Below are 24,786 nucleotides of genomic sequence, written 5' to 3'. Positions count from 1 at the left end.
GCCGTATCTGGAAACGCCACACCATGAGCATGTCATCCTCCGAGCTTGATGCCGCGCGCCAAGCCGCCTCAGAACCCCGCGCCAGTGAACTGATTTATCGCCTGGAAGATCGCCCGCCGCTACCGCAAACGCTGTTTGCCGCCGGCCAGCATCTGCTGGCGATGTTCGTCGCGGTGATCACACCGGCGCTGCTGATCTGCCAGGCACTGGGCCTGCCGGCACAGGATACCCAGCACATCATCAGCATGTCGCTGTTCGCCTCCGGTCTGGCTTCCATTCTGCAAATCAAAACCTGGGGACCGGTGGGTTCCGGGCTGTTGTCGATTCAGGGCACCAGCTTCAATTTCGTTTCGCCGCTGATCATGGGCGGTCTGGCGCTGAAAAACGGCGGCGCCGACGTGCCGACCATGATGGCCGCGCTGTTCGGCACGCTGATGGTCGCTTCCTGCACCGAAATTTTACTGTCGCGCGTGCTGCATCTGGCGCGCCGCATTATCACCCCGCTGGTTTCCGGCATCGTGGTGATGATCATTGGCCTGTCGCTGATTCAGGTCGGTCTGACCTCGATCGGCGGCGGTTATGCCGCGATGAACGATCACAGCTTCGGCTCGCCGAAAAACCTGCTGCTGGCCGGCGCGGTGCTGGCGGTCATCATCCTGCTGAACCGCCAGCGCAACCCTTACCTGCGCGTCGCTTCGCTGGTGATCGCCATGGCGGTCGGCTATCTGTTGGCCTGGGCGATGGACATGCTGCCCGCCGGCGCATCGGCAGCCCCAACGGCGGCGATCACCATTCCCACGCCGCTCTATTACGGCCTGGGCTTCGACTGGAACCTGCTGCTGCCGCTGATGCTGATCTTTATGGTCACTTCGCTGGAAACCATCGGCGACATCACCGCCACTTCCGACGTCTCCGAACAGCCCGTCAGCGGGCCGCTGTACATGAAGCGCCTGAAGGGCGGCGTGCTGGCCAACGGCCTGAACTCGATGCTGTCGGCGGTGTTCAACACCTTCCCCAACTCCTGCTTCGGCCAGAACAACGGCGTGATCCAGCTGACCGGCGTCGCCAGCCGTTACGTCGGCTTCGTGGTGGCGCTGATGCTGATCGCGCTGGGGCTGTTCCCGGCGGTGGCCGGCTTCGTGCAGCACATTCCCGAGCCGGTACTGGGCGGCGCGACCATCGTGATGTTCGGCACCATCGCCGCCTCCGGCGTGCGCATCGTGTCGCGCGAGCGCCTGAACCGGCGCGCCATCATGATCATGGCGCTGTCGCTGGCCGTCGGCATGGGCGTCTCTCAGCAGCCGCTGATCCTGCAGTTCGCGCCGGACTGGCTGAAAACCCTGCTCTCTTCCGGCATCGCCGCAGGCGGCATTACCGCCATCGTGCTGAACCTGGTGTTCCCGCAGGAACACGAGAAAAAGTAACCCGCCCATTGACGTTCAAACGGCCGCTTGCGGCCGTTTTTTATTGTCTATCAGACCATTGCCCTTGAGATGCCCGGCCAATTGCGGCATAAACAGGGTATCTTTTTTGACCGATGCGGATGTAGACGATGAAATTTATCGGAAAGCTGTTGCTGACGTTGCTGCTGCTGACCGTGCTGGCGGCGGTGGTACTGTATCTGGTGGGGCAAACCCGCTGGGCGGCAGGCCGCCTGAGCGCCTGGATCAGCGACAACAGCGAATACCGCCTGTCGATAGGAAAAATCACCCATTCATGGCGCCAGCCGGACCAGATCGGTCTGGAAGAGGTGCAGCTGGCGCGCAATGGCCAGCCGCAGGCGCTGGCCGCCAAACGCGTCGATCTCGGCCTCAGCCTGCGCCAAATCACCGAACCGCGCTATTTCCACAGCGTCACGCTGCGTGACGGCACGCTGAACGTGCAGCCGCAGACTGCTGCGCTGCCTGTACAGGCCGACGTGCTGCAGCTGAGCAACATGGCGCTGCAATCCAACGATAACGAGTGGCAGCTCAACGCGCAGCGGGTCAATGCCGGCATCACGCCGTGGCGCCCGCTGGCTGGCCATCTGCTGGGGGACAACAACCAGTTCCAGTTCAGCGCCGGTTCGATGACGCTGAACGGCATCCCCGCCTCGAAGGTGTTGGTGCAGGGGGAGCAAAAACAGGGCCAGCTGCTATTGAACAATTTCGGCGCCGATCTGGCGCAGGGCGACCTGACCGGCGTGGCCAGCCGCGCCGCCGACGGCAGTTGGCAAGTGGATCGCCTGCGGCTGAGCGGCGTGCGCATGCAAACCCCGTTGACGCTGGCGGAATTCATGCAGCGCTTTACCACCCTGCCGCCGGTCACCCTCAAGCGTTTCGATCTGATCGACGCGCGCCTGGAAGGCAAGGCGTGGGCGTTTAACGATCTCGATCTGTCGCTGCAAAACGTCAGCATCGAAAAAGGCGACTGGCGCAGCGAAGACGGCTCGCTCAACGTCAATGCCAGCGATGTGATCAACGGCGGTTTCCACCTGATCGACCCGATCGCCACCCTGCGCCTCTCCTCCGCCGGCATCGCCATTCAGCAATTCACCACCCGCTGGGAAGGCGGGCTGCTGCGCACCTCCGGCAACTGGCTGCGCGCCGGCAAACGCCTGCAGCTGGATGAAGTGGCCATGGCGGCGCTGGAGTACACCCTGCCAATCGACTGGCGCGAGCTGTGGCTGAAACCGCTGCCGGACTGGCTGGCGGAGGTGTACGTCACCAAGCTGACCACCAACCGCAATCTGATTATCGATATCAACCCGGCATTCCCGTTCCAGATCACCGCGCTGGACGGTTACGGCAGCAACCTGCTGCTGGCGCGCGACCACCAGTGGGGCATTTGGTCCGGTTCGTTAAACCTGAACGGCAGCGAGGCCACCTTCAACAAAATCGACGTGCGGCGCCCTTCGCTGGCGCTGAACGCCGACGCCAACCAGATCGCCGTCACCGAACTCAGCGCCTTTATGCCCAATGGGCTGCTTGAGGCCAACGCGACCGTCGATCAGCTGCCGGGCAAGCCGTTCCAGCTGACGCTGCACGGCCGTTCGGTACCGCTCAATACCTTGCAGCAATGGGGATGGCAGCCGGTGCCGCTGGCGGGCGACGGCAACCTTGAGCTGCAGTTGAAAGGGCTGTTGAACAGCGACGGGCCGTTCAAAGCTTCATTGAAGGGGACTCTGCAAGCCACCGCCGGCGACGGCCAGACGGTGAACCAACAGCTGCCGTAATCTATCGCGCGGCCCACCGTCAGGCAGGGCCGCCGTTTTACTCTTCCAGCGCTTCGGAACCGCCCTGATCCAGCGGCACATCCGGCTCGGCCGGCAACACCATGTAAGTGCCTTCGAACACCGCGCCCTTATCCTCATCGCCGAACAGATGCACTTCGGCGTGCACGCGCGCGCGGCGGCCCCGCGCCAGACGCGCCAAATCACCGCTTAGCGAACCGAGATCCGCCACCGCCCGCGGCCTGCCGGTGATCGGTTTGCTGTAGCGAATGTGCGCGTCCGCCAGAATGATAGTGCCACCGAGATGGCGCTCGCGCAGCAGCAGCCAAATCAGCCCCCAGGCGGTCAGCGTCGCCAGCGAGAACAGGCTGCCGGCAAACAGCGTATGGTGCGGGTTCTGGTTGCCGATCTCCGGCATGGTAGTGACGAAGCGCTGGCCGGTGTACTGGCTGATGCGCACGCCCATCTTTTCGCTCAGGGGGATATGTTCATACCAGGCCTGCTGCAATTGGCCGCACCAGTCGGGGCGATGCAGGATATCGTCCAGCGTCGCTACCGGTTTGATCATCAAAAAGTGGCGGATCGGGGTAGTCTGCGGCGCAGTGATCTCGCCCTGATTGACGAACCCCAGCTTGGCAAAGAAATCCACCGCATCTTCACGGGCGCTGCACACCACCCGCTTCACGCCTTCCTGCCGCGCGACGGACTCCAGCGTCATCGCCACCAGCGTCCCCAGCCCTTTATCCTGCAGCGTCGGGTCTACCGCCAGAAAACGGATCGCCGCCTCGTTGTCGGCATTGATGTACAGCCGCCCGATGGCGACGATTTTACCGGCCTCGTCCACCACCATTTGGTGATGGGCCATGGCGTCATAGGCATCCTTTTCCGAACCCACCGGCTGGTGCAGCGGCTTGCGCAGCATTTCCCAGCGAAACTGGTAATACTCTTTCAGTTCTTGCTCTGTTACGGGTACTCGTAGGTGATACATAGACGCCTGTTCTCCGAATGCTTAGACCTGTAGCCAGAATGTCACCGGACCATCGTTGACCAGCGCCACCTGCATGTCGGCGGCGAACTCGCCGGTCTGGGTCTCTACGCCGCGTTCGCGGCACTGGCCAACAAAGTATTGATACAACCGATCGGCTTCCTGCGGCGCGGCGCCGCGCGAGAAGCTGGGCCGCATGCCTTTGTGGGTGTCCGCCGCCAGGGTGAACTGCGAAACGACCAGCACGCTGCCCCCGGCCTGCTGGACGTTGAGGTTCATCTTGTCGTTCTCGTCGCCGAAAATGCGGTATCCCAACACGCGTTCGCACAGGCGCTGCGCTTTTTGCTCGTTATCGCCCTGCTCCACGCCCAATAACACTAACAAACCGGGGCCAATTTTGCCTACCGTCTCGCCACCCACCGTGACGCTGGCGTTTAACACCCGTTGAATCAACGCAATCATTCCTGCTGCCCTTCTGCTTTTGGTTCCTGTTGCTCCGCCTTCTGCCGGCGGTAGTCGCGATATTCGCCGATGGTCACGGTGATTTCCGCGCCAAGTAACACGATACACCAGCTCCAGTAGACCCACAGGAATAAAATCGGGATCACCGCCAGCACGCCGTAAATCAGCTGATAGGAAGGGAACATGGTGACGTACAGCGCGAATCCCTTCTTGCCCAGCTCGAACAGCAATCCGGCCACCACCGCGCCAATCAGCGCGTCTTTGGGCGGCACGCGCACCGTCGGCACGATGCAATACAGCAGCCAGAAGGAGATGCACGACAAAATCAACGGGAAGATGCGCAGCACCTGATCCACCAGGCCATTGACGCCGGTCTGCGCCAGCCAGTTGAGCGACAGCAGGTAAGAACTGATGGCCATGCTGGCGCCCACCAGCAGCGGCCCCAGCGTCAGCACCATCCAGTACACGGCGAAGGAGAAGACGATCGGCCGTTTGTTCTTGCTGCGCCAGATGGTGTTCAGCACGCTGTCCACCGAGGAAATCAGCAACAGCGCAGTGACGATCAGCCCGCAGGTGCCGACGGCGGTCATCTTGTTGGAATTGGCGACGAACTGTTCCAGGTAGTTCTGGATCACGTTGCCGGCGGCCGGCACGAAATTGGAAAAGATAAAGCTCTTCAGCTGCTCGCTGATGTCGGAAAACATCGGGAAAGCCGCGAACAGCGCGAACACCACGGTGACCAGCGGCACCAGCGACAGCAGGGAAACATAGGCGAGATGGCCCGCCAACATCGTCAGGCCATCATGATCGATACGCTGATACAGCAGCCGTCCGAAGGTGACGCCGGGCTTAATCGCAGAGGGCAGCTTCTTGCGGCGGAAAAACGACATGGTCACTCCTTGATGTCCGTTGATACGCCTTAAGCTTAACGCGCCCTGCGCTCATTGAGCAAAATAGGCCGGCACCACGTCGCGATCGGTGACGTGCACCGTCTTGATCCCCAGCGCCTGCGCGGCGAGGACGTTCGCCGGGTGATCGTCGAAGAACACCGCGTCGGCGGCGGCGGTGTTTTCCGCGGCCAGCACATGTTGATAGATATCGGCCTCCGGTTTGCGCATGCCGAGATCTTGCGACAAATAGAGATGATCGGCGGCGGCGGCCACTTCAGGATAGTGCTGCGGCCAGTAGTTGCAGTGCAGACGGTTGGTGTTCGACAGCACCACCACCCGGTGGCCTTCGTTGCGCAGGCGCTGCATGATGTCGATCACTTCCGGGCGCAGCGCGACAAATACCGCCTGCCAGCCGGTGGCGAATTGTTCGAAGCTGAGCGCAATGCCCATTTCATCGCACAGCTTGCCGGCGAAGTCTTCATCGCTGATTTCACCGCGCTCATGTTGCTGGAACACCTCACCCATGGCGAAACGATCGGACAGCACCGCCAACGGCGTGCCGCTCAAATTGCTCCACACGCCCAGCACACGCTTGAAATCGATATCGACGATCACATTACCTAAATCAAAGATATACAGCATAGTCCTCTCCTGATGGGCCGGTGAGATTTCACTGTAGCGGGAAAAGGAACAGCTGAACAGGGAGCGAACGGAAAAGCGCATAGCGCGCCGCACAAACGGGGAACAACAGAGGAAAAAACTCAGGGCGCGAGAACCGCGCCCTAAGCATGAGACACTCAATCAGCGATTAAGCGTCTTTAGGACCGCGGCTGGCACGCTTACGATCGTTTTCCGTCAGGTGACGCTTACGGATACGGATCGAGGTTGGCGTCACTTCTACCAGTTCGTCGTCATCGATGAACTCCAGAGCTTGCTCCAGGGTCATTTTGATGGCCGGAACCAGGGTAGTCGCTTCGTCAGTACCGGAAGCACGCATGTTGGTCAGCTTCTTACCGGTCAGGCAGTTTACGGTCAGGTCGTTGGAACGTGAGTGAATACCGATGATCTGGCCTTCATACACTTCCGCACCGTGGCCCAGGAACAGCTTGCCGCGATCCTGCAGGCCGAACAGCGCGAAAGCGACCGCTTTGCCCTGGCCGTTGGAGATCAGCACGCCGTTCTGACGCTGGCCCACTTCGCCCGGACGCACGTCGTCGTAGTGGCTGAAGGTGGAGTACAGCAGGCCGGTACCCGAAGTCATGGTCATGAATTCGTTACGGAAGCCGATCAGACCGCGGCTTGGGATCACGTAGTCGAGACGCACGCGGCCCTTACCGTCCGGATCCATGTTTTTCAGGTCGGCTTTACGCTCACCCATCGCCTGCATCACGGAACCCTGATGCTGCTCTTCGATATCCAGCGTTACGTTCTCGAATGGCTCCTGCTTGCGGCCATCGATTTCGCGGAAGATAACTTTCGGACGGGAAACCGCCAGCTCGAAACCTTCGCGACGCATGTTTTCGATCAGCACCGACAGGTGCAGCTCGCCACGACCGGATACGCGGAAGGCGTCCGCATCGTCGGTTTCTTCGACGCGCAGCGCCACGTTGTGCACCAGCTCTTTGTTCAGACGATCCAGGATCTGACGCGAGGTCACGTACTTACCTTCTTTACCGCAGAACGGCGAGGTGTTGACGTTGAAGAACATGGTTACGGTCGGTTCGTCGACGGACAGCGCCGGCAGCGCTTCTACGGCGTTGGTGTCGCAGATGGTGTCGGAGATGTTCAGCTCGCCCAGGCCGGTGATGGCGATGATGTCGCCCGCTTCCGCCAGGGTGCTGTCGATACGCTCCAGACCCAGGTGACCCAGCACTTTACCCACTTTACCGTTGCGAGTTTTGCCTTCGCTGTCGATGATGGTGACCTGCTGGTTCGGCTTCACTTTACCGCGCTTGATGCGGCCGATGCCGATAACGCCCAGGTAGTTGTTGTAGTCCAACTGGGAGATCTGCATCTGGAATGGCGCTTCCAGCTCAACCTGCGGCGCAGACACGTGGTCGACGATCGCCTGATATAGCGGGGTCATGTCTTCCGCCATGTCGGTGTGGTCGACGCCGGCGATGCCGTTCAGCGCAGAAGCGTAGATGATCGGGAAGTCGAGCTGCTCGTCGGTCGCGTCGAGGTTCACGAACAGGTCGAACACCTGATCCACAACCCAGTCAGGGCGCGCGCCAGGACGGTCAACCTTGTTGATGACCACGATCGGCTTCAGACCGTTGGCGAAGGCCTTCTTGGTCACGAAGCGGGTTTGCGGCATAGGGCCATCCATTGCATCCACAACCAGCAGCACCGAGTCAACCATCGACATCACGCGCTCTACCTCGCCGCCGAAGTCGGCGTGTCCCGGGGTATCCACGATGTTGATACGGTAACCGTTCCAATTAATGGCGGTGTTTTTTGCGAGGATGGTAATCCCACGCTCTTTCTCCAAATCGTTGGAGTCCATTACGCGTTCGGTAGCTTCCGCACGCTCTCCGAAAGTACCGGATTGTTGCAGCAGCTTATCAACCAGGGTGGTTTTACCATGGTCAACGTGGGCAATAATGGCGATGTTACGCAAATTTTCGATCACAGCTTTGCCTCGGGCATTAGAAATAGCGCGCTATTGTACACGTATTAAGCGAGGGACTAAACAAGATCACAACCATCTCTTATAAACAACCGCGTACCGGTCAGTTTGTGATCCCTTTCACGGTGCAAAAAGCCGCAATCGTTGCACTTTTGCACCATTTCAGTGCCCATGCCCACCCCAATTGCACCATTTCGGTGCAATTTATCACTAATGGTGCATACTGTGGTTGGGTAAAACCCGCGCAGAAAGGCGATGAAAGCCTTTTTTAAAAGTTGGCACGCTTTTCGCTTTAGTCTTTTCAAGGCGAAAAAAAGCCAGTTCCACAGATTCGTTCCACGACGACGACAATGATAAACCGGGAGAGTTAAGTATGTCCGCTGAACACGTTTTGACGATGCTGAATGAGCATGAAGTGAAATTCGTAGACCTGCGTTTCACTGACACCAAGGGTAAGGAACAGCACGTGACTATCCCGGCTCACCAGGTAAACGCCGACTTCTTCGAAGAAGGTAAAATGTTTGACGGCTCCTCTATCGGTGGTTGGAAGGGCATCAACGAATCTGACATGGTGCTGATGCCGGACGCCAGCACGGCGGTTCTGGATCCGTTCTTCGAAGAACCTACGCTGATCATTCGCTGTGACATTCTCGAGCCGGGCACCATGCAAGGCTACGATCGCGACCCGCGTTCCATCTCCAAACGCGCCGAAGACTTCCTGCGCTCCTCCGGCATCGCGGACACCGTGCTGTTCGGGCCAGAGCCTGAGTTCTTCCTGTTCGACGACATCCGCTTCGGCAGCAGCATCCGCGGTTCCCACGTGGCGATCGACGATATCGAAGGCGCCTGGAACTCCGGCACAAAATACGACGGCGGCAACAAAGGCCACCGTCCGGCGGTGAAAGGCGGTTACTTCCCGGTTCCACCGGTCGACTCTTCGCAGGATCTGCGTTCCACCATGTGTCTGACCATGGAAGAGATGGGCCTGGTGGTTGAAGCGCACCACCACGAAGTGGCGACCGCCGGTCAGAACGAAGTGGCAACCCGCTTCAACACCATGACCAAGAAAGCCGACGAAATTCAGATCTATAAGTACGTGGTGCACAACGTGGCGCACGCCTTCGGTAAAACCGCGACCTTCATGCCGAAGCCCATGTTCGGCGACAACGGTTCCGGCATGCACTGCCACATGTCGCTGTCCAAGAACGGCACCAACCTGTTCGCCGGCGACAAATACGGCGGCCTGTCTGAAACCGCACTGTTCTACATCGGCGGTATCATCAAGCACGCCAAGGCGATCAACGCGCTGGCCAACCCGACCACCAACTCGTACAAACGTCTGGTGCCAGGCTACGAAGCGCCGGTGATGCTGGCTTACTCCGCCCGTAACCGCTCCGCGTCCATCCGTATCCCGGTGGTCGCCAGCCCGAAAGCGCGCCGCATCGAAGCCCGCTTCCCGGATCCGGCGGCTAACCCATACCTGTGCTTCGCCGCACTGCTGATGGCCGGCCTGGACGGCATCATCAACAAGATCCACCCTGGCGACGCCATGGACAAAAACCTGTACGACCTGCCGCCGGAAGAAGAAGCCGAGATCCCAAAAGTGGCCGGCTCGCTGGACGAGGCGATGGCCGCGCTGAACGAAGACCGCGAGTTCCTGACCCGCGGCGGCGTGTTCACCGACGATGCGATCGATGCCTACATCGAACTGCGCAAAGAAGAGATGGACCGCGTTCGCATGACGCCACACCCGGTCGAGTTCGAACTGTACTACAGCGTCTAAGCCCTACCCGCGCCGTCTGCAAAGGCGGACGGCGCCCACAATTTTTGTTATCGCTTTTTTGTTGCCGTGGAAACTTTCAGCCCATCTTCGGATGGGTTTTTTTCTCCACCGTATTTTCTGCAAAACTATTCCATACCGCGCCTATCCCGGATGGAGTAGGATAGATGCACTAAAAAGGTGCAGGAGTCTGCTGTATGGCAACTGGCAAGCTGCCCGATGCTGGGCAGATCCTCAATTCACTCATCAACAGCATCCTGCTGTTGGATGACTCACTGGCGGTTCACTACGCCAACCCGGCGGCACAGCAGCTGCTGGCGCAAAGCTCCCGCAAGCTGTTCGGCACGCCGCTGCCCGATTTGCTCGGTTATTTTTCGCTGAACGTCTCTTTGATGCGCGAAAGCCTGCGCGCCGGGCAGGGCTTCACCGACAACGAAGTGACTCTGGTGGTCGATGGCCGCGCGCATATCCTTTCCCTGACCGCTCAAGCGCTGCCGGAAGGCTATATCCTGGTCGAACTGGCGCCGATGGACAATCAACGCCGCCTGAGCCAGGAACAGCTGCAGCATGCCCAACAGGTGGCCGCCCGCGATCTGGTGCGCGGTTTGGCGCACGAAATTAAAAACCCGCTGGGCGGCCTGCGCGGCGCGGCGCAGCTGCTGGCCAAGGCGCTGCCCGATCCGGCGCTGACCGAATACACCAAGGTGATCATTGAGCAGGCCGATCGGCTGCGCAATCTGGTGGATCGCCTGCTCGGACCGCAGCGGCCCGGCCAGCACATCACCCAAAGCATCCATCAGGTCGCGGAGCGCGTCTGCCAGCTGGTGTCGCTGGAAATGCCGGATAACGTCACGCTGGTGCGCGACTACGATCCCAGCCTGCCGGAAATGGCCCACGACCCGGATCAGATAGAGCAGGTGCTGCTGAACATCACCCGCAATGCGCTGCAGGCGCTGGGTGAGGCGGGCGGCACCATCACGCTGCGCACCCGCACCGCGTTTCAGATTACGTTGCACGGCACCCGCTACCGCCTGGCGGCGCGCATCGACGTCGAAGACGACGGCCCCGGCGTGCCGGCGCAGCTGCAGGACACGCTGTTTTACCCGATGGTCAGCGGCCGTGAAGGCGGTACCGGCCTGGGATTATCCATCGCCCGCAATCTGATCGATCAGCATTGCGGAAAAATTGAGTTCAACAGTTGGCCAGGTCATACCGAATTCTCGGTCTACCTGCCCATTCGTCAGTGAGGTTTGCAATGCAACGAGGGATAGTCTGGATCGTCGATGACGATAGCTCCATCCGCTGGGTGCTTGAGCGCGCGCTCACCGGCGCGGGCCTGAGCTGCGCCACCTTCGAAGGCGGCAATGACGTGCTGGAAGCCTTGGCCACGCAAACCCCCGACGTGCTGCTGTCCGATATCCGCATGCCGGGCATTGATGGTCTGGCGCTGCTCAAGCAGATCAAACAGCGCCACCCGATGCTGCCGGTGATCATCATGACCGCGCATTCGGATTTGGACGCGGCCGTCAGCGCCTATCAGCAAGGGGCCTTCGACTACCTGCCGAAGCCGTTCGACATCGACGAAGCGGTGGCGCTGGTCGAGCGCGCCATCAGCCATTATCAGGAGCAGCAGCAGCCGGTGCGCAGCCAGCCGGCCAGCGATCCGGCGGCGGACATCATCGGCGAAGCGCCGGCGATGCAGGACGTGTTTCGCATCATCGGCAGGCTCTCGCGTTCGTCGATCAGCGTGCTGATCAACGGCGAATCCGGCACCGGTAAAGAGCTGGTGGCGCATGCGCTGCACCGCCACAGCCCGCGCGCCAAATCACCGTTCATCGCCCTGAACATGGCCGCTATTCCCAAGGATCTGATCGAGTCCGAGCTGTTCGGCCACGAGAAAGGCGCCTTCACCGGCGCGAACCAAATCCGTCAGGGGCGCTTTGAACAGGCCGACGGCGGCACGCTGTTCCTCGACGAGATCGGCGATATGCCGCTCGACGTGCAAACGCGCCTGCTGCGGGTGCTGGCGGACGGCCAGTTCTACCGGGTCGGCGGCTATGCGCCGGTGAAGGTCGACGTGCGCATCATCGCCGCCACGCACCAGAACCTGGAGCTGCGGGTACAGGAAGGCAAGTTCCGCGAGGATCTGTTCCACCGCCTGAACGTGATCCGCGTACACCTGCCGCCGCTGCGCGAGCGCCGGGAAGACATCCCGCGGCTGGCGCGCCACTTCCTGCAGATCGCCGCCAAGGAGCTGGGCGTCGAGGCCAAGAACCTGCATCCGGAAACCGAAACCGCGCTGACCCGCCTGCCCTGGCCGGGCAACGTGCGCCAGCTGGAGAACACCTGCCGCTGGCTGACGGTGATGGCCGCCGGGCAAGAGGTGCTGATTCAGGATCTGCCGGGTGAACTGTTCGAAACCGCTGCGCCGGAGAGCCCCAGCCACAGCCTGCCGGACAGCTGGGCCACGCTGCTGGCGCAGTGGGCCGATCGCGCGCTGCGTTCCGGTCATCAAAATCTGCTGTCGGAAGCACAGCCGGAAATGGAGCGCACGCTGCTCACCACCGCCCTGCGCCACACCCAAGGGCACAAACAGGAAGCCGCGCGCCTGCTGGGCTGGGGGCGCAATACCCTGACACGCAAGCTTAAAGAGCTGGGCATGGAATAGGAACGGGGTGGATGATGAAAAACGCAGTCCGGCGCACAAAAAAACGCCAACCTCAGGCTTTACAGCCGGCGCGGGCGCAGTATGATCGTGTCGCACACTCTGGAGGTTGACGATGCTGGACTCATTCATCGCATTCATTTCTCAGGGCGCGGAGCTGGGCTCCACCGCCAGCCACACCCCGCAGGCGGCGGTCGCCGCGGTGTTGTGCGCCGCGCTGATTAACTTCTTCAGTTAAAAAAACAGCCGCATCAGCGGCTGTTTTTTCATCCTCAGATCACCCGAGAGAACTGCTGGCTGCGCGCCTGTTGCCGCAGATAGCGGTCGAAGCACATGCAAATATTGCGGATCAGCAAGCGCCCGCGCGGCGTCACACGAATGCCCTGCTCGTCGCGCTCCACCAGCCCATCGCGTTCAAACGGCGCCAGCAGCTGCAGGTCTTCGGCGAAGTAAGCGGTGAAATCGATGCCGTATTGCCGTTCGAGCGGCTGATACGCCAACCGAAAGTTGCAGATCAGCGTTTTGATCAGATCGCGCCGCAGACAATCGTCGTCCGTCAGCGCCAGCCCGCGCCACAGGGCGTTGCCCTGCGCCGGTACGCTCTCATAGTAACGCTTCAGCTCTTTCTGATTCTGCGCATAGCTGTCGCCGAGCATGCTGATGGCCGACACGCCCAACCCCAGCAGATCGCTGTCGCCCTGGGTGGTGTAGCCCTGGAAATTGCGGTGCAGCTTGCCTTCGCGTTGCGCAATCGCCAGCTCATCGTCCGGGCGTGCAAAGTGATCCATACCGATAAACTGATAGCCGGCGTCAGTCAGGAACGCGATGCTCTGCTGCAGGATATCCAGCTTCTGCTGCGCGCTGGGCAGATCGGCGTCTTTGATTTTGCGCTGGGCGGCGAATAAATTCGGCATATGCGCGTAGTTGAACACGCTGAGGCGATCGGGATCCAGTTCAGCCACCCGCTGCAGGGTGAAGGCGAAGCTTTCCGGCGTCTGTTTCGGCAGGCCGTAGATCAGATCGATATTGGTCGAGCGGAAGCCCAGCGCTTTGGCCCGCTCGATCAGGGCGAAAATGAAGGCTTCATCCTGCTCGCGATTGACCAACTGCTGCACCTGCTTGTTGAAATCCTGCACCCCCATGCTCAAACGGTTAAAGCCTTCGGCGCGTAAATGATCGAGCACATCCAGCTCTATCTCGCGCGGATCGACTTCGATCGACATCTCCGCATCAGGCAGAAAATCAAAATGTTCGCGCAGCAGCGCCACCAGCCGGCTGATTTGCGCTTTGTCCAGGTAGGTTGGCGTACCGCCGCCCCAGTGCATCTGGCCAACCTTGCGGCCGGCGAACAGCGGCGCACGGCTGGCGATCTCTTGCGCCAAAACGTTCAGGTATTCGTCGGCCTTGTGCGTCTGGCGCGTCACCAGCTTGTTGCAGCCGCAGAAATAGCACAGCTTATGGCAGAAAGGGATATGCACGTACAGCGACAGCGGGCGCTCAGGGTAGCGCGCCGCGGCGCGTTGAAACGCCGCTTCGTCGTAGCGCTGGTTAAACTCGAGCGCCGTGGGGTATGAGGTATAACGCGGCCCTGAGTAGTTATATTTTTGGATCAGGGCCAAATCCCAGACAATCGTCTGCTCTGACATGCTCACTCCTTCCGATATCTTTTTCTACCGGGCCGGGAGAGGGGCGGTTGTCTGCGCTGTCTGGCCACGGAAGCGCTGCGAAAACGCGCTTTGCGCTTAGACAGCCGCCATAGTTTACCGAATAACCACAGCAGATAACACATCAAGAGTAGGGCTATTGTCGGGATCAGCCACATGGCGCGTTAAAAGGCGTCCTTCGGGTTACCGCCTTTCAGCAGCTTCAGAATATCTTCCTGCTTCTCTTCTTCTTCCTCGTCGTCTTCATCGCCCAGCTCGATGCCCAGCACGTCCATCAGCACATCGATGCGATCCAGCGTCTTGTCGACATACGCCTGCTCTTGCGCGTTCAGCGTTTCGCCATCGTCGATGCGATCCAGCAGCGCGTTCAGGCGTTCGTCATTTTCCAGCTTCGCCAGCTCTTCTTCCGGCGACAGGCGCGGTTTCGCTTCGGCCTTTGGCTTCGGTTGCGGTTTAGCCTTCACTTTGGTTTCGTCGACCACCAGCGCAACCGGCACTTTACTGCCGATACGCGGATCTTTGGCTTCCGCCGCCGATTTGTTTTTCTGGCTGCCGGACTCGACCTGAGTACGTGAACCGGAAGCGTGGCCGCGGCGTTTTTTCAGGCGTTTGCGCTCGCGCGCTTCCTGATCGAGCTCCATACGGCTTTTCTTTTTCGTTTTTGACTTCGCCGCGCTGCCGCGAGGTGCTTTTGATGGCTGGTTCATAGCGTGTGCTCTTAGGTATGTAGATTCAGTATAGAATTGCGGCGGAATCTAGCAGAAAGCGGACAAAGAAAAAAGGCGGCAGGTTAAACCTGCCGCCTATTTCGCACCTTCTTGCGAAGGGTATTCCTGTTACGCGCTCCTTGCGTACATGCAACATCCCGGTTTTTCCTTCTGCTATAACCGCATTCCCTGCCACTACGTCCTTCATCCTGAAAGGAAAATCGTCCATGGCGCAATCCATTCGCATCCGCTCTTCCCGAGCGCGCTTCCTGCGGGCATCCAAACTGCCGATACTTCACCATCCGATGTGCCTGCCGCCTATTCCGGTGCGAAAGGGTCACTTCCTTTTGCGTTCATCCTGGCACTCATTGCACGCCCTGTGCATTCCCTGAGATTTGTCATCCTTCCCGGATGTTCCCTAATCCTGCGCAACCCTGCGTTAACGAGTACTTTACGTTATTGTTGCGAAGGCTCAAGGCACCTGATGCCGATTTGACTGACATTTCCACACAACGAAAAAACAACATGTTGTTTTTAAAATAAAAATAGGAATATCACTTTCGAATAAAGCGACATTACCCGCGATTCGAATGGCAAATGTCTCACAACGTACGGTCGGCTTAACTGTCGTTTTATCGCGCCCCGCCGCTTAAAAACGGAGAAACACGCCATTTTTACCGCTGATGCAGTTATAATCGCCAACCAGTTAGCCATCCTCACGGAGACGAAAAATTTTGACCAGCAAGAACTACAACTATCATGTGACCCATTTCGTCACCAGCGCACCCGATATTCGCCATCTTCCGGGGGATGCAGGAATTGAAGTCGCCTTTGCCGGCCGTTCCAACGCCGGTAAATCCAGCGCGCTGAATACGCTGACCAACCAAAAAAGCCTGGCGCGCACCAGTAAGACGCCGGGGCGCACCCAGCTGATCAACCTGTTCGAAGTGGAAGACGGCATTCGTCTGGTCGACCTGCCGGGTTATGGCTACGCCGAAGTGCCGGAAGAAATGAAGCGCAAATGGCAACGCGCGCTGGGCGAATACCTGCAGATGCGCAACAGCCTGAAAGGGCTGGTGGTGCTGATGGATATCCGCCATCCGCTGAAAGATCTCGACCAGCAGATGATCCAGTGGGCGGTCGACGTCGGCACGCCGGTGCTGGTGTTGCTGACCAAGGCCGACAAGCTGGCCTCCGGCGCACGCAAGGCACAGCTCAACATGGTGCGTGAAGCGGTGCTGCCGTTTATGGGGGATATCCAGGTCGAAGCCTTCTCATCGCTGAAAAAGATCGGCGTCGACAAGCTGCGCCAGAAGCTGGACACCTGGTTTAACGAGATCCCGCCGGAAGTGCTGCCGGAAGAGGACATCGGCGAATAAGCCCTGATCGCACGTTTGAGCCGATGTCTTACCGCATCGGCTTTTTTATGCCCGCAGATCGGCCGCAGGCGGGATTTTTTGTTATCTAATTACACTTTTGAAATAAAGCCATCATAAAGACTTATTGCCAAAACGGGCTTGTCTCGCCGAATTACGCGGATTGAGGGAGCGGAAGCTGAAATGAAAAGCGGGGCCGAGCGATAGGAAAAACGTATGGTTTGCTGCTGTTTTTACAATAAAAAACGCCCCAGTCAATACTGACTGGGGCGGCTAAATATTCAGCCAAATCCGATTACGTGAAGTAAAAGGTCTGAAAGATAGAACATCTTACCTCTGTACCCTACGCCTGTAACTCTACATCATTTTTTCGCAGGGAAAAAGAATTTTTTGTAGTTTACTTACACAATTTGCGGCGCAAGAACGGCGAAGTTGGGGAAACTATCGCCGCATCTTGTAGCTTAATTACGAAAAGTGCTTAGCTTCTCGCCAGTTAGCGCATACGGCGATAACCCGGCGATCAGTGCGCTTCATCCCAGTTCATGCCGACGCCCACATCGACCTTCAGCGGCACCGCCAGAGCCATGCTGCCTTCCATCAGTTGGCGGATGCGCTGGCTGGCTTCTTCGATCACCGATTCATGCACCTCGAACACCAATTCATCGTGCACCTGCATGATCGCGCGCACCAACGGCTTCTCCTGCCCTTGCAGCCAGGCGTCGACCTCGATCATCGCACGCTTGATGATATCGGCTGCCGTGCCCTGCATCGGGGCGTTGATGGCGGCGCGCTCGGCCGCCTTGCGGCGCATGGCGTTGCTGGAGCGGACGTCCGGCAGATACAGACGGCGGCCGTCCAGCGTGCTGACATAGCCCTGCTCGGAAGCCTGCTGACGGGTGCGCTCCATGTAATCCAGCACGCCCGGGTAACGCTCAAAGTAGAGATCCATATAGCGCTGGGCTTCCCCACGCGGGATCCCCAACTGACGCGCCAGGCCGAAGGCGCTCATGCCGTAAATCAAACCGAAGTTAATCGCCTTGGCGCTGCGGCGCTGCTCGCCGGTCACTTTATCCAACGGCACGCCGAAAACTTCCGACGCCGTGGCGCGGTGAATGTCTTTCCCTTCGGCAAAGGCCTTCAGCAGCCCCTCATCCTGTGACAGATGCGCCATGATGCGCAGCTCGATCTGCGAGTAGTCGGCCGCAACGATGCGGTAGCCTTCCGGCGCAATAAAGGCCTGGCGAATGCGCCGCCCTTCTTCGTTGCGCACCGGGATATTCTGCAGGTTCGGATCGCTCGAGGAGAGGCGGCCGGTGGCGGTCACCGCCTGATGGTACGAGGTATGCACCCGGCCGCTGACCGGATTGATCATCAACGGCAGCTTGTCGGTATAGGTGGTCTTCAGTTTCGCCAGGCCGCGGTATTCCAGGATCACCTTCGGCAGCGGGTAGTCCAGCGCCAGCTCGGCCAGCACCTCTTCGTTGGTGGACGGCGCCCCGCCCGGGGTTTTCTTCAGCACCGGCAGCTTTTGTTTTTCGTACAGGATCGCCTGCAGCTGCTTGGTCGACGCCAGGTTGAACGGCTCTTCCGCCAGCTCGTGGGCCTGCGCCTCCAACTCTGCCAGACGCTTGGCCAACTCCTGGGAGTGGGCCGACAAAATGGCCGGATCGATCAGCACCCCGGTGCGTTCGATATGCGACAGCACCGGCAGCAGCGGCATTTCAATCTCATTGAATACCGTCAGCAGTTCCGCGCTCTGTTTCAGCTGCGGCCACATCGCCAGGTGCAGCTGCAGCGTGACATCGGCATCTTCGGCGGCGTAAGGCGCCGCCTGCTCCAGCGCGATCTGATTGAACGTCAGCTGGTTTTTGCCCTTGCCGGCGATCTCTTCGAAGGTGATGGTTTTGTGGCCCAGATAACGATCGGCCAGGCTGTCCATATCGTGACGGCCGCCGACGCTGTCCAGCACATAGGACTCCAACATGGTGTCGTAGGCGATGCCGCGCATCTCGATGCCGTAGCGCGCCAGCAGGCTCATGTCGAACTTCAGGTTTTGCCCGACCTTGAGCGCCTTCTCGTCTTCCAGCAGCGGCTTGAGCGCCTCCAGCACATAAGCGCGATCCAGCTGCGCCGGCGCATCCAGATAATCGTGCGCCACCGGCAAATAGGCCGCTTCGCCCGGCGCGATCGCGAAGGACAGGCCGATCAGGTTGGCGGTCAGGGTATCCAGACCGTCGGTTTCGGTATCGAAGGCAAACACGTCGGCCTTTTTCAGCCGCGCCAGCCAGTCGGTAAAGGTCGCTTCATCCAGGATAGTGACATACCCGTTCTGGGACAGCTTGGCTTCCGCCAAGGCTTTCGGCGCTTCCACGGCGGCTGCCGGTTTGGCGGCGCCGGCAGCTTTCGCGCCCGCGCCTTTCTTGTTTTCCAGCCAGACGCCGGCTTCCACGTCCGCCAGCCAGCGTTTGAACTCGTACTGTTTGAACAGCTGTTGCAGCGTATCGACATCCGGCTCAGATACCGTCAGGTCCGCGCAGGTCAGATCCAGTTCGACGTCGGTTTTGATCGTCGCCAGCTTATAGGAGAGGTACGCGACCTCTTTGTTCTGCTCCAGCTTGGCCGCCATGGTTTTGGCGCCGCGGAAGCTCAGCGTGGCGATGTTCTCCAGATTGCCGTACAGCGCATCCAGCCCGCCGATCCCCTGCAGCAACGCCTGGGCGGTTTTCTCGCCCACGCCCGGCACGCCGGGAATGTTGTCCGATGAATCGCCCATCAGCGCCAGGAAGTCGATGATCAACTCCGGCGGAATGCCGTACTTGTCGCACACTTCCTGCGGGCCGAGGATCGTGTTGTTCATGGTGTTGATCAGGGTGACGTTCGGCGTCACCAGCTGCGCCATGTCTTTGTCGCCGGTGCTGATCAGCACCGCATGGCCGGCCTTTTCGGCCTCCAGCGCCAGCGTACCGATAACGTCGTCCGCCTCAACGCCGGGTGTCACCAGCAGCGGCAGGCCCATCGCCTTGACCATGCTGTGCAGCGGCTCGATCTGCGCGCGCAGATCGTCCGGCATCGGCGGCCGGTGTGATTTGTATTCAGCGAAGAGATCATCGCGGAAGGTTTTCCCTTTGGCATCAAACACCACGGCAACGTGGCTCGGTTGATACTGCAGCAGCAGGCTGCGCAGCATATTCAGCACGCCGTACATCGCGCCGGTCGGCTCGCCCGCCGAGTTGGTCAGCGGCGGGAAGGCGTGATAAGCGCGGTAGAGGTAGGAGGAACCGTCAACCAGGATTAGTGGGTTTTCTGCAATCTGGGCCATAGCGTTTCTTTATCGTGATCGGACATAGAGGTAAGCATGCCATAGCTGGCCGCCGGAGACGAACCTTAGCGTGCATTGCGGACGAAAATGATGTGATTGTGTGCGAGGATCCGCAAGATCTTACCTGTGGATAACTTTGTGCATAGAAAAGAGACCGAATTATAACGCTGCGATTATCGTTATAACGGCGAATAAAATTCCTATTTAAATCACCGCGTTAAAAGAACGAATTCCGGCGACGCTTTATTACTGGCATTTATTGAATTTGTGGATATAACTTTCGCCGGATTTTAATCGCACTATTAATCAAATTCGGCGCCTCAATTACCATAGCACAAGCTGGACAAGTTGCACGAAAACTCAGCAAATGGTTATCCATCGAGACGAAAAACAGTGATTTTTAGCGGCGCTTTACCCCGGCGATTTCTGTTAAAATGCGTTTTTGTTCATGCGCTTTGGCATGCAACGATGTTCCCAACAACCGTCAGCCCATAATCATGCCAAGATTGTTAACGCCTGTTATCTTTATCATTTCCGTCATACTTACCATTCTGGTGACGGTGTTGTGCTCCATCCCCATCACGCTGGCCGGCATCGTGAAACTCCTGGTGCCCATTCCCGCCGTCTGGCGATATATCTCGGCTTTCGCCGATTTCATGATGTGGTGTTGGTGCCAAGGGCTGGCGCTGTTATTGCGCATTAACGGGCAACTGCGTTGGGATATTGAAGGGCTGGAAGGGTTGGATCGCAAAAACTGGTATCTGCTGATCAGCAACCACGAAAGCTGGTCGGACATTGTCGTGTTATGCGTGCTGTTCAGAAATCATATTCCAATGAATAAGTATTTCCTCAAGCAACAGCTCGCCTGGGTGCCTTTTGTCGGCCTGGCCTGCTGGGCGCTGGATATGCCATTCATGAAGCGTTACTCCCGCGCCTATTTGCTCAAGCATCCGGAAAAGCGCGGCAAGGATATCGAAACGACGCGCCGTTCCTGCGAAAAATTCCGCCAGCGTCCAACCACCATCGTCAATTTCGTCGAGGGTTCGCGCTTCACTGAAGCCAAGAAAATTAAAAGCAATTCGCCGTATCGCAATTTGCTGGCGCCTAAAGCCGCCGGCATCGCGTTTACGCTCAGCGCGCTGGGCAATCAGTTCGACAAAGTGTTGAACGTTACTCTGCTCTATCCGGAAAATAACCAGCGGCCTTTTATGGATATGCTGTGCGGCCGCCTGACGCGTATCGTGGTGAGAATAGAGACGCTGCCGATCGATGAAACCCTGCACGGCGACTACTTCAACGACAAACAGTTCAAGCGGCGCTTCCAGCTGTGGCTGAATACGCTGTGGCAGGAAAAAGACCGGTTGCTGGATAAATTGAAGCGGCAATACGGATAAAAAAACGCCGGCGATGCCGGCGTTTTTCATATTGAATCAGGCTTATTTCTGCTGGCTGAGGAATTTAACCACATCGGCGAACTGCTTCACGTAAGCGTCCATCGAGCTGGTGTCCAGGCCATCGTTTTTAACCATGTATTTGCCGTTGACGAATACCGCCGGCACGCCGCGCAGCTGCAGATCTTCTGCGGCTTTCTCCTGTTGAACCACCAGAGATTTCACCACGAAGCTGTTCCAGGCCGCGTCATAATCTGCAGCGGTCACGCCCGCTTTCACGAAGACGTTGCGGATATCGTCCGGCGTTTGCACGGTCTGGGTTTTCTGCACCGCTTCAAACATCAGCGGGCTCACCTTGTCTTCCACGCCCAGCGCCATCGCCACCGCCCACGCCTGAGTCAGCTGTTTGCCCAACGGCCCCAGGAACTCCACGTGGTACTTGGTCATTTTGGTGCCGGCAGGCAGCGCTTTCTTTACGTTCTCAGACACATGATAGACCTGCTCGAACTGGTAGCAGTGCGGGCAGTAGAAGGAGAAGAACTCCAACACCTGCGGCTCGCCGGTCACCGGCTTGTCCAGGGTCACGTACTGAGCGCCATCGCTAAATTGTGCCGCCGAGGCGCTGAATGCCATCACCATGCCAACGAGCGCCAACCATATTTTTTTCATAAGACTAAACTCTCCATTGTGTTAAAGCTTCAATACATTGGCGTCAGCTGCAGAGGAGGCTCCTGCAACAGCTTAACCTGTTCGGTGAAGGCCGCAGTCTGAGACAACCAGAAATCAGACTCCGCCATCCACGGAAAACTCTTAGGGAAGGCCGGATCCTGCCAGCGGCGAGCGACCCAGGCCAGGTAATACACCATGCGCATCGCCCGCAGTGGTTCAATCAACGCCAGCTCGCGCTGATCGAACTCGGCAAATTCGCTATACGCCTCCAGCAAGACATCCAGCTGCATCAGTTGATCGCGACGTTCGCCGTGCAGCAACATCCACAGATCCTGCACTGCCGGGCCGTTGCGCGCGTCATCAAGATCGACGAACAGCGGGCCATCGCGCCACAGAATATTGCCCGGATGGCAATCACCGTGCAAACGGCGCGGCTGCCAGTTCAGATGCCAGTGCGACTTGATCGCCGCAATCAGATTATCCGTCGCCTGCAGGAACGCGTCACGCTGCGTTGCCGGTAGCAGCCCGCAATCGGCCAGCACCTGACGCGGGCCGGTGAGGTACTCTTCAATCCCCATCGTTGGCCGCTCAGCGAACAAACGCTCACCGCCGACCTGGTGGATACGCCCCAAAAAACGGCCCACCCATTCCAACTGATCCAGATTGTCTATCTCGTATTGCCGGCCCCCTACGCTGGGGAACAGGGCAAAGAAAAAGCCGCCGTGCGTATGCAGGGTAGCGCCTTGCAGCGCCAACGGCGCCACCGCCGGGATCTCCACGCCGGCCAGATCCAGAGCGAACTGATGTTCCTCACCGATCTGTGCGGCGCTCCAGCGCTCCGGGCGGTAAAACTTCACCACGTAGCGCCGGCGATCTTCGTCCATAAACTGATAGACGCGGTTCTCGTAGCTGTTCAGCGCCGTGAGGCCGGAATCGACGCGCAGGCCAACTCCTTCTAGCGCGTCCATAATCAAATCGGGCGACAGGGTTTCGAAATTAAAAGCAGAGTTATTCATAACGTTCGTTTGATCGCTGACAGCACGGTGCCGGGAATGAGAAATAGTAGCATTAATGGCGCATTTCACGCGCTATGCTTTCTCGCACCGCACGAGGATCAGTCCTTGATAACGCCGCGAGCGCGCAGCAGCGCCGTTTTAAAATCTTCTTCGTAATCTTTCTTCAGACCCGGGATCTGATCCGTGCCGGCGCTACCGCGCATTTTCAGGTGATAAATGAGAATGTCGTCGCTCAGTTCGGACAACTCGCCCTGGAAGCCCGCTTCCTTCGCCAGCTTTTGCAAAAACTGCATCAAATTGAGATCGGGATCTTCCTGCCAGGCCGGGTGCAACAGCTCGATCAACTCGTTTACGCGATGCGTTTTCATCTCAATATCGTCCAATAGCATGAATAAACTCACAAAGTAACAGGCTTACCCACACAGTGAAAGAACCGGCTTGTCAATAAAGGTAAATCCTGATGTCACGCCTGCTTTAGCGCTACAATCAGCCCATCGACAAGGCGGGATAAACGAGATGCATAAAGAAATCAGCGGCGTCATTTTGGCCGGTGGACGGGCCACGCGTATGGGCGGTGAAGACAAAGGCCTGGTGTCGATTGGTGGTATCGCACTCTATCAACACATATTGGCTCGGTTACGGCCGCAGGTGGCTTCCATCGTCATCAGCGCCAATCGCAATCAGGCATGTTACCAGGCGAGCGGTTTGCCGGTGATTGGCGATCTGACGCCCGATTTCGCCGGGCCGTTGGCCGGTATGCTGGCCGGACTCAAGCAATCTTCCAACGAATGGGTGGCCTTCGTCCCTTGTGACGTCCCCGACTTTCCCGCTGACTTAGTGGCACAACTCTGGCGGCAAAAAGGCGCTGCGCCGGCTGCCTTTGCCAGCGATGGCGAACGTGATCACCCTACGCTGGCGTTACTGCATACCCAAATAGCGCCGCAGCTGGCCGACTATCTGGCGCGCGGTGAACGCAAGCTGATGCTGTTCTTGCATCAGATTAACGCACAACGCGTGGTGTTCAGCGGACAACAAGCGGCATTTCATAACCTGAATACGCCGGAAGACTGCCGACATTGGCAGCAAACACGAGAGTTAAAGAAATGAATCGTTCATTGCCCCCCTTGCTGGCCATCGGCGCCTACAGCGGTACGGGAAAAACCACCCTGCTCAAACAGCTGATCCCGTTGCTGAAACAGCGCCAGGTAAGGATTGGACTGATCAAACATACGCATCACGATATGGATGTGGATACGCCAGGTAAGGACAGCTATGAGCTGCGTAAAGCGGGCGCCGATCAGACGCTGGTCGCCAGCGATCGCCGCTGGGCATTAATGACCGAAACGCCGGAGCAACAACCTTTGGATCTACGCTACCTGGCAGAGCGTTTTGATGCCGATAAGATCGATTTGATTCTTGTTGAAGGGTTTAAACATGAGCCGGTCAGCAAAATCCTGCTTTATCGGACCGAGATCGGCAAACCGTTGGAAGACATGTTGGATCAGTTTGTCGTGGCGGTAGCCAGCGACCGACCACTATCCATCTCAGCTAAGCAGCTGGATCTCAATCAACCGGAAAGCATCGCCGACTTTATTGTCGAGTGGTTGAAAGGCGCAGCGTAGCTGCGCTTTTTTACGTTTTACGCATAGCAAAAAGCCCTGAACGTCAGTTCAGGGCTTTCGGCTTTATTTGATGCCTGGCAGTTTATGGCGGGCGTCCTGCCCGCCCCCCTTCGGGCCGTTGCTTCGCAACGTTCAAATCCGCTCCCGGCGGATTTGTCCTACACCATTCGTCTCAGGATGCCCATGCTCGAGCAGAACGCCAGATAACAGACAAAACAAAAAGCCCCATGCTTTCGCATGAGGCCTGTTGTTTTATTTGATGCCTGGCAGTGTCCTACTCTCGCATGGGGAGACCCCACACTACCATCGGCGCTACGGCGTTTCACTTCTGAGTTCGGCATGGGGTCAGGTGGGACCACCGCGCTATTGCCGCCAGGCAAATTCGTTTTATTCCAACCGC

The 24,786-nt window shown here is 58.5% G+C and carries 21 protein-coding genes and 1 rRNA gene; 10 read left to right on the top strand and 12 right to left on the bottom strand.

What is annotated here, in order from left to right; all coding sequences use genetic code 11:
• Positions 1-23 precede the first annotated feature (23 nt).
• Positions 24-1,424 (top strand): nucleobase:cation symporter-2 family protein, encoded by a 1,401-nt coding sequence (locus ACOWVD_RS23025; RefSeq protein WP_021504483.1) that lies wholly within the window; start codon positions 24-26, stop codon positions 1,422-1,424.
• Positions 1,425-1,552: 128 nt separating this feature from the next.
• Positions 1,553-3,214 carry an AsmA family protein gene (locus ACOWVD_RS23020; RefSeq protein ID WP_049240855.1) on the top strand — a complete coding sequence of 554 codons (1,662 nt, stop codon included), beginning with the start codon at positions 1,553-1,555 and terminating at the stop codon, positions 3,212-3,214.
• Between the two features lie 37 nt (positions 3,215-3,251).
• Here the strand turns inward: ACOWVD_RS23020 and fabY are convergent, their stop codons facing one another.
• The 5 genes from fabY to typA all read right to left on the bottom strand — a co-directional run bounded on the left by fabY (position 3,252) and on the right by typA (position 8,180).
• The gene (gene fabY, locus ACOWVD_RS23015; RefSeq protein WP_004931235.1) at positions 3,252-4,199 is read right to left on the bottom strand and encodes a fatty acid biosynthesis protein FabY; all 948 of its coding nucleotides are present in this window, start codon (positions 4,197-4,199) and stop codon (positions 3,252-3,254) included.
• A gap of 21 nt (positions 4,200-4,220) precedes the next feature.
• A complete protein-coding gene (gene dtd, locus ACOWVD_RS23010) occupies positions 4,221-4,658 on the bottom strand; it encodes a D-aminoacyl-tRNA deacylase (protein ID WP_015379450.1) in 438 nt (145 codons plus the stop codon).
• On the bottom strand, positions 4,655-5,548 hold the full coding sequence (locus ACOWVD_RS23005; RefSeq protein WP_021504485.1) for a virulence factor BrkB family protein: 894 nt from the start codon (positions 5,546-5,548) through the stop codon (positions 4,655-4,657). The genes dtd and ACOWVD_RS23005 overlap by 4 nt, the downstream gene beginning before the upstream one ends.
• Before the next feature lie 51 nt (positions 5,549-5,599).
• Positions 5,600-6,190, bottom strand: a complete 591-nt coding sequence (gene yihX, locus ACOWVD_RS23000) for a glucose-1-phosphatase (protein ID WP_004931242.1) — start codon at positions 6,188-6,190, stop codon at positions 5,600-5,602.
• 166 nt (positions 6,191-6,356) lie between these two features.
• Complete coding sequence (gene typA / locus ACOWVD_RS22995) at positions 6,357-8,180, bottom strand: ribosome-dependent GTPase TypA (RefSeq protein ID WP_004931243.1); 1,824 nt, start codon at positions 8,178-8,180, stop codon at positions 6,357-6,359.
• 370 nt (positions 8,181-8,550) lie between these two features.
• On the opposite strand from typA, the gene glnA reads away from it, so the two are divergent.
• The 4 genes from glnA to ACOWVD_RS22975 all read left to right on the top strand — a co-directional run bounded on the left by glnA (position 8,551) and on the right by ACOWVD_RS22975 (position 12,860).
• A complete protein-coding gene (glnA, locus tag ACOWVD_RS22990) occupies positions 8,551-9,960 on the top strand; it encodes a glutamate--ammonia ligase (RefSeq protein ID WP_025304715.1) in 1,410 nt (469 codons plus the stop codon).
• A 194-nt stretch (positions 9,961-10,154) separates the two neighbouring features.
• Positions 10,155-11,204: a nitrogen regulation protein NR(II) gene (glnL, locus tag ACOWVD_RS22985; RefSeq protein ID WP_004931246.1), complete on the top strand. Its 1,050-nt coding sequence runs from the start codon at positions 10,155-10,157 to the stop codon at positions 11,202-11,204.
• A gap of 8 nt (positions 11,205-11,212) precedes the next feature.
• Positions 11,213-12,625 carry a nitrogen regulation protein NR(I) gene (gene glnG, locus ACOWVD_RS22980; protein WP_015379452.1) on the top strand — a complete coding sequence of 471 codons (1,413 nt, stop codon included), beginning with the start codon at positions 11,213-11,215 and terminating at the stop codon, positions 12,623-12,625.
• Between the two features lie 112 nt (positions 12,626-12,737).
• A complete protein-coding gene (locus ACOWVD_RS22975) occupies positions 12,738-12,860 on the top strand; it encodes a YshB family small membrane protein (protein ID WP_306377737.1) in 123 nt (40 codons plus the stop codon).
• A 34-nt stretch (positions 12,861-12,894) separates the two neighbouring features.
• Here the strand turns inward: ACOWVD_RS22975 and hemN are convergent, their stop codons facing one another.
• Positions 12,895-14,268, bottom strand: a complete 1,374-nt coding sequence (gene hemN, locus ACOWVD_RS22970) for an oxygen-independent coproporphyrinogen III oxidase (protein WP_166445499.1) — start codon at positions 14,266-14,268, stop codon at positions 12,895-12,897.
• A gap of 182 nt (positions 14,269-14,450) precedes the next feature.
• On the bottom strand, positions 14,451-14,993 hold the full coding sequence (gene yihI, locus ACOWVD_RS22965) for a Der GTPase-activating protein YihI (RefSeq protein ID WP_015379455.1): 543 nt from the start codon (positions 14,991-14,993) through the stop codon (positions 14,451-14,453).
• 734 nt (positions 14,994-15,727) lie between these two features.
• Here yihI and yihA point away from each other — a divergent pair.
• Complete coding sequence (gene yihA, locus ACOWVD_RS22960; protein WP_004931258.1) at positions 15,728-16,372, top strand: ribosome biogenesis GTP-binding protein YihA/YsxC; 645 nt, start codon at positions 15,728-15,730, stop codon at positions 16,370-16,372.
• Between the two features lie 517 nt (positions 16,373-16,889).
• Here yihA and polA read toward each other — a convergent pair.
• Positions 16,890-19,688 (bottom strand): DNA polymerase I, encoded by a 2,799-nt coding sequence (gene polA / locus ACOWVD_RS22955; RefSeq protein WP_421105790.1) that lies wholly within the window; start codon positions 19,686-19,688, stop codon positions 16,890-16,892.
• Positions 19,689-20,185: 497 nt separating this feature from the next.
• On the opposite strand from polA, the gene ACOWVD_RS22950 reads away from it, so the two are divergent.
• On the top strand, positions 20,186-21,082 hold the full coding sequence (locus tag ACOWVD_RS22950) for an acyltransferase (RefSeq protein ID WP_015379457.1): 897 nt from the start codon (positions 20,186-20,188) through the stop codon (positions 21,080-21,082).
• 42 nt (positions 21,083-21,124) lie between these two features.
• On the opposite strand, the gene dsbA is transcribed toward ACOWVD_RS22950, so the two are convergent.
• The 3 genes from dsbA to ACOWVD_RS22935 all read right to left on the bottom strand — a co-directional run bounded on the left by dsbA (position 21,125) and on the right by ACOWVD_RS22935 (position 23,132).
• Complete coding sequence (gene dsbA, locus ACOWVD_RS22945) at positions 21,125-21,748, bottom strand: thiol:disulfide interchange protein DsbA (RefSeq protein ID WP_004931264.1); 624 nt, start codon at positions 21,746-21,748, stop codon at positions 21,125-21,127.
• A gap of 29 nt (positions 21,749-21,777) precedes the next feature.
• Positions 21,778-22,764 (bottom strand): serine/threonine protein kinase, encoded by a 987-nt coding sequence (locus ACOWVD_RS22940; protein ID WP_164095875.1) that lies wholly within the window; start codon positions 22,762-22,764, stop codon positions 21,778-21,780.
• A gap of 98 nt (positions 22,765-22,862) precedes the next feature.
• Positions 22,863-23,132: a YihD family protein gene (locus ACOWVD_RS22935; RefSeq protein WP_004931268.1), complete on the bottom strand. Its 270-nt coding sequence runs from the start codon at positions 23,130-23,132 to the stop codon at positions 22,863-22,865.
• 148 nt (positions 23,133-23,280) lie between these two features.
• Between ACOWVD_RS22935 and mobA the strand changes: the two genes are divergently transcribed.
• Complete coding sequence (gene mobA / locus ACOWVD_RS22930; RefSeq protein WP_049240864.1) at positions 23,281-23,871, top strand: molybdenum cofactor guanylyltransferase MobA; 591 nt, start codon at positions 23,281-23,283, stop codon at positions 23,869-23,871.
• Positions 23,868-24,386, top strand: coding sequence for a molybdopterin-guanine dinucleotide biosynthesis protein MobB (gene mobB / locus ACOWVD_RS22925; RefSeq protein ID WP_049240865.1), 519 nt, complete (start codon positions 23,868-23,870; stop codon positions 24,384-24,386). The genes mobA and mobB overlap by 4 nt, the downstream gene beginning before the upstream one ends.
• Positions 24,387-24,647: 261 nt before the next feature.
• Here the strand turns inward: mobB and rrf are convergent.
• A 5S ribosomal RNA gene (gene rrf, locus ACOWVD_RS22920) occupies positions 24,648-24,763 on the bottom strand.
• Between the last annotated feature and the right edge of the window lie 23 nt (positions 24,764-24,786).

This window comes from Serratia sp. SA088 (assembly GCF_049065515.1).
Lineage (GTDB): Bacteria > Pseudomonadota > Gammaproteobacteria > Enterobacterales > Enterobacteriaceae > Serratia > Serratia nematodiphila.
Note: the sequence above shows the minus strand (reverse complement) of the source record. Positions and strands in the feature narration are given on the sequence as shown.

Excerpts from the sequence above, each read along its gene's own strand:
- glnA (WP_025304715.1), top strand. The coding sequence starts at position 8,551 with ATGTCCGCTGAACACGTTTTGACGATGCTGAATGAGCATGAAGTGAAA.
- dsbA (WP_004931264.1), bottom strand. The coding sequence starts at position 21,748 with ATGAAAAAAATATGGTTGGCGCTCGTTGGCATGGTGATGGCATTCAGC.
- mobA (WP_049240864.1), top strand. The coding sequence starts at position 23,281 with ATGCATAAAGAAATCAGCGGCGTCATTTTGGCCGGTGGACGGGCCACG.
- ACOWVD_RS23025 (WP_021504483.1), top strand. The coding sequence starts at position 24 with ATGAGCATGTCATCCTCCGAGCTTGATGCCGCGCGCCAAGCCGCCTCA.
- yihI (WP_015379455.1), bottom strand. The coding sequence starts at position 14,993 with ATGAACCAGCCATCAAAAGCACCTCGCGGCAGCGCGGCGAAGTCAAAA.
- polA (WP_421105790.1), bottom strand. The coding sequence starts at position 19,688 with ATGGCCCAGATTGCAGAAAACCCACTAATCCTGGTTGACGGTTCCTCC.
- glnL (WP_004931246.1), top strand. The coding sequence starts at position 10,155 with ATGGCAACTGGCAAGCTGCCCGATGCTGGGCAGATCCTCAATTCACTC.
- ACOWVD_RS22940 (WP_164095875.1), bottom strand. The coding sequence starts at position 22,764 with ATGAATAACTCTGCTTTTAATTTCGAAACCCTGTCGCCCGATTTGATT.
- fabY (WP_004931235.1), bottom strand. The coding sequence starts at position 4,199 with ATGTATCACCTACGAGTACCCGTAACAGAGCAAGAACTGAAAGAGTAT.
- dtd (WP_015379450.1), bottom strand. The coding sequence starts at position 4,658 with ATGATTGCGTTGATTCAACGGGTGTTAAACGCCAGCGTCACGGTGGGT.
- ACOWVD_RS22950 (WP_015379457.1), top strand. The coding sequence starts at position 20,186 with ATGCCAAGATTGTTAACGCCTGTTATCTTTATCATTTCCGTCATACTT.
- yihX (WP_004931242.1), bottom strand. The coding sequence starts at position 6,190 with ATGCTGTATATCTTTGATTTAGGTAATGTGATCGTCGATATCGATTTC.
- ACOWVD_RS22975 (WP_306377737.1), top strand. The coding sequence starts at position 12,738 with ATGCTGGACTCATTCATCGCATTCATTTCTCAGGGCGCGGAGCTGGGC.
- ACOWVD_RS23005 (WP_021504485.1), bottom strand. The coding sequence starts at position 5,548 with ATGTCGTTTTTCCGCCGCAAGAAGCTGCCCTCTGCGATTAAGCCCGGC.
- glnG (WP_015379452.1), top strand. The coding sequence starts at position 11,213 with ATGCAACGAGGGATAGTCTGGATCGTCGATGACGATAGCTCCATCCGC.
- mobB (WP_049240865.1), top strand. The coding sequence starts at position 23,868 with ATGAATCGTTCATTGCCCCCCTTGCTGGCCATCGGCGCCTACAGCGGT.
- hemN (WP_166445499.1), bottom strand. The coding sequence starts at position 14,268 with ATGTCAGAGCAGACGATTGTCTGGGATTTGGCCCTGATCCAAAAATAT.
- ACOWVD_RS22935 (WP_004931268.1), bottom strand. The coding sequence starts at position 23,132 with ATGAAAACGCATCGCGTAAACGAGTTGATCGAGCTGTTGCACCCGGCC.
- ACOWVD_RS23020 (WP_049240855.1), top strand. The coding sequence starts at position 1,553 with ATGAAATTTATCGGAAAGCTGTTGCTGACGTTGCTGCTGCTGACCGTG.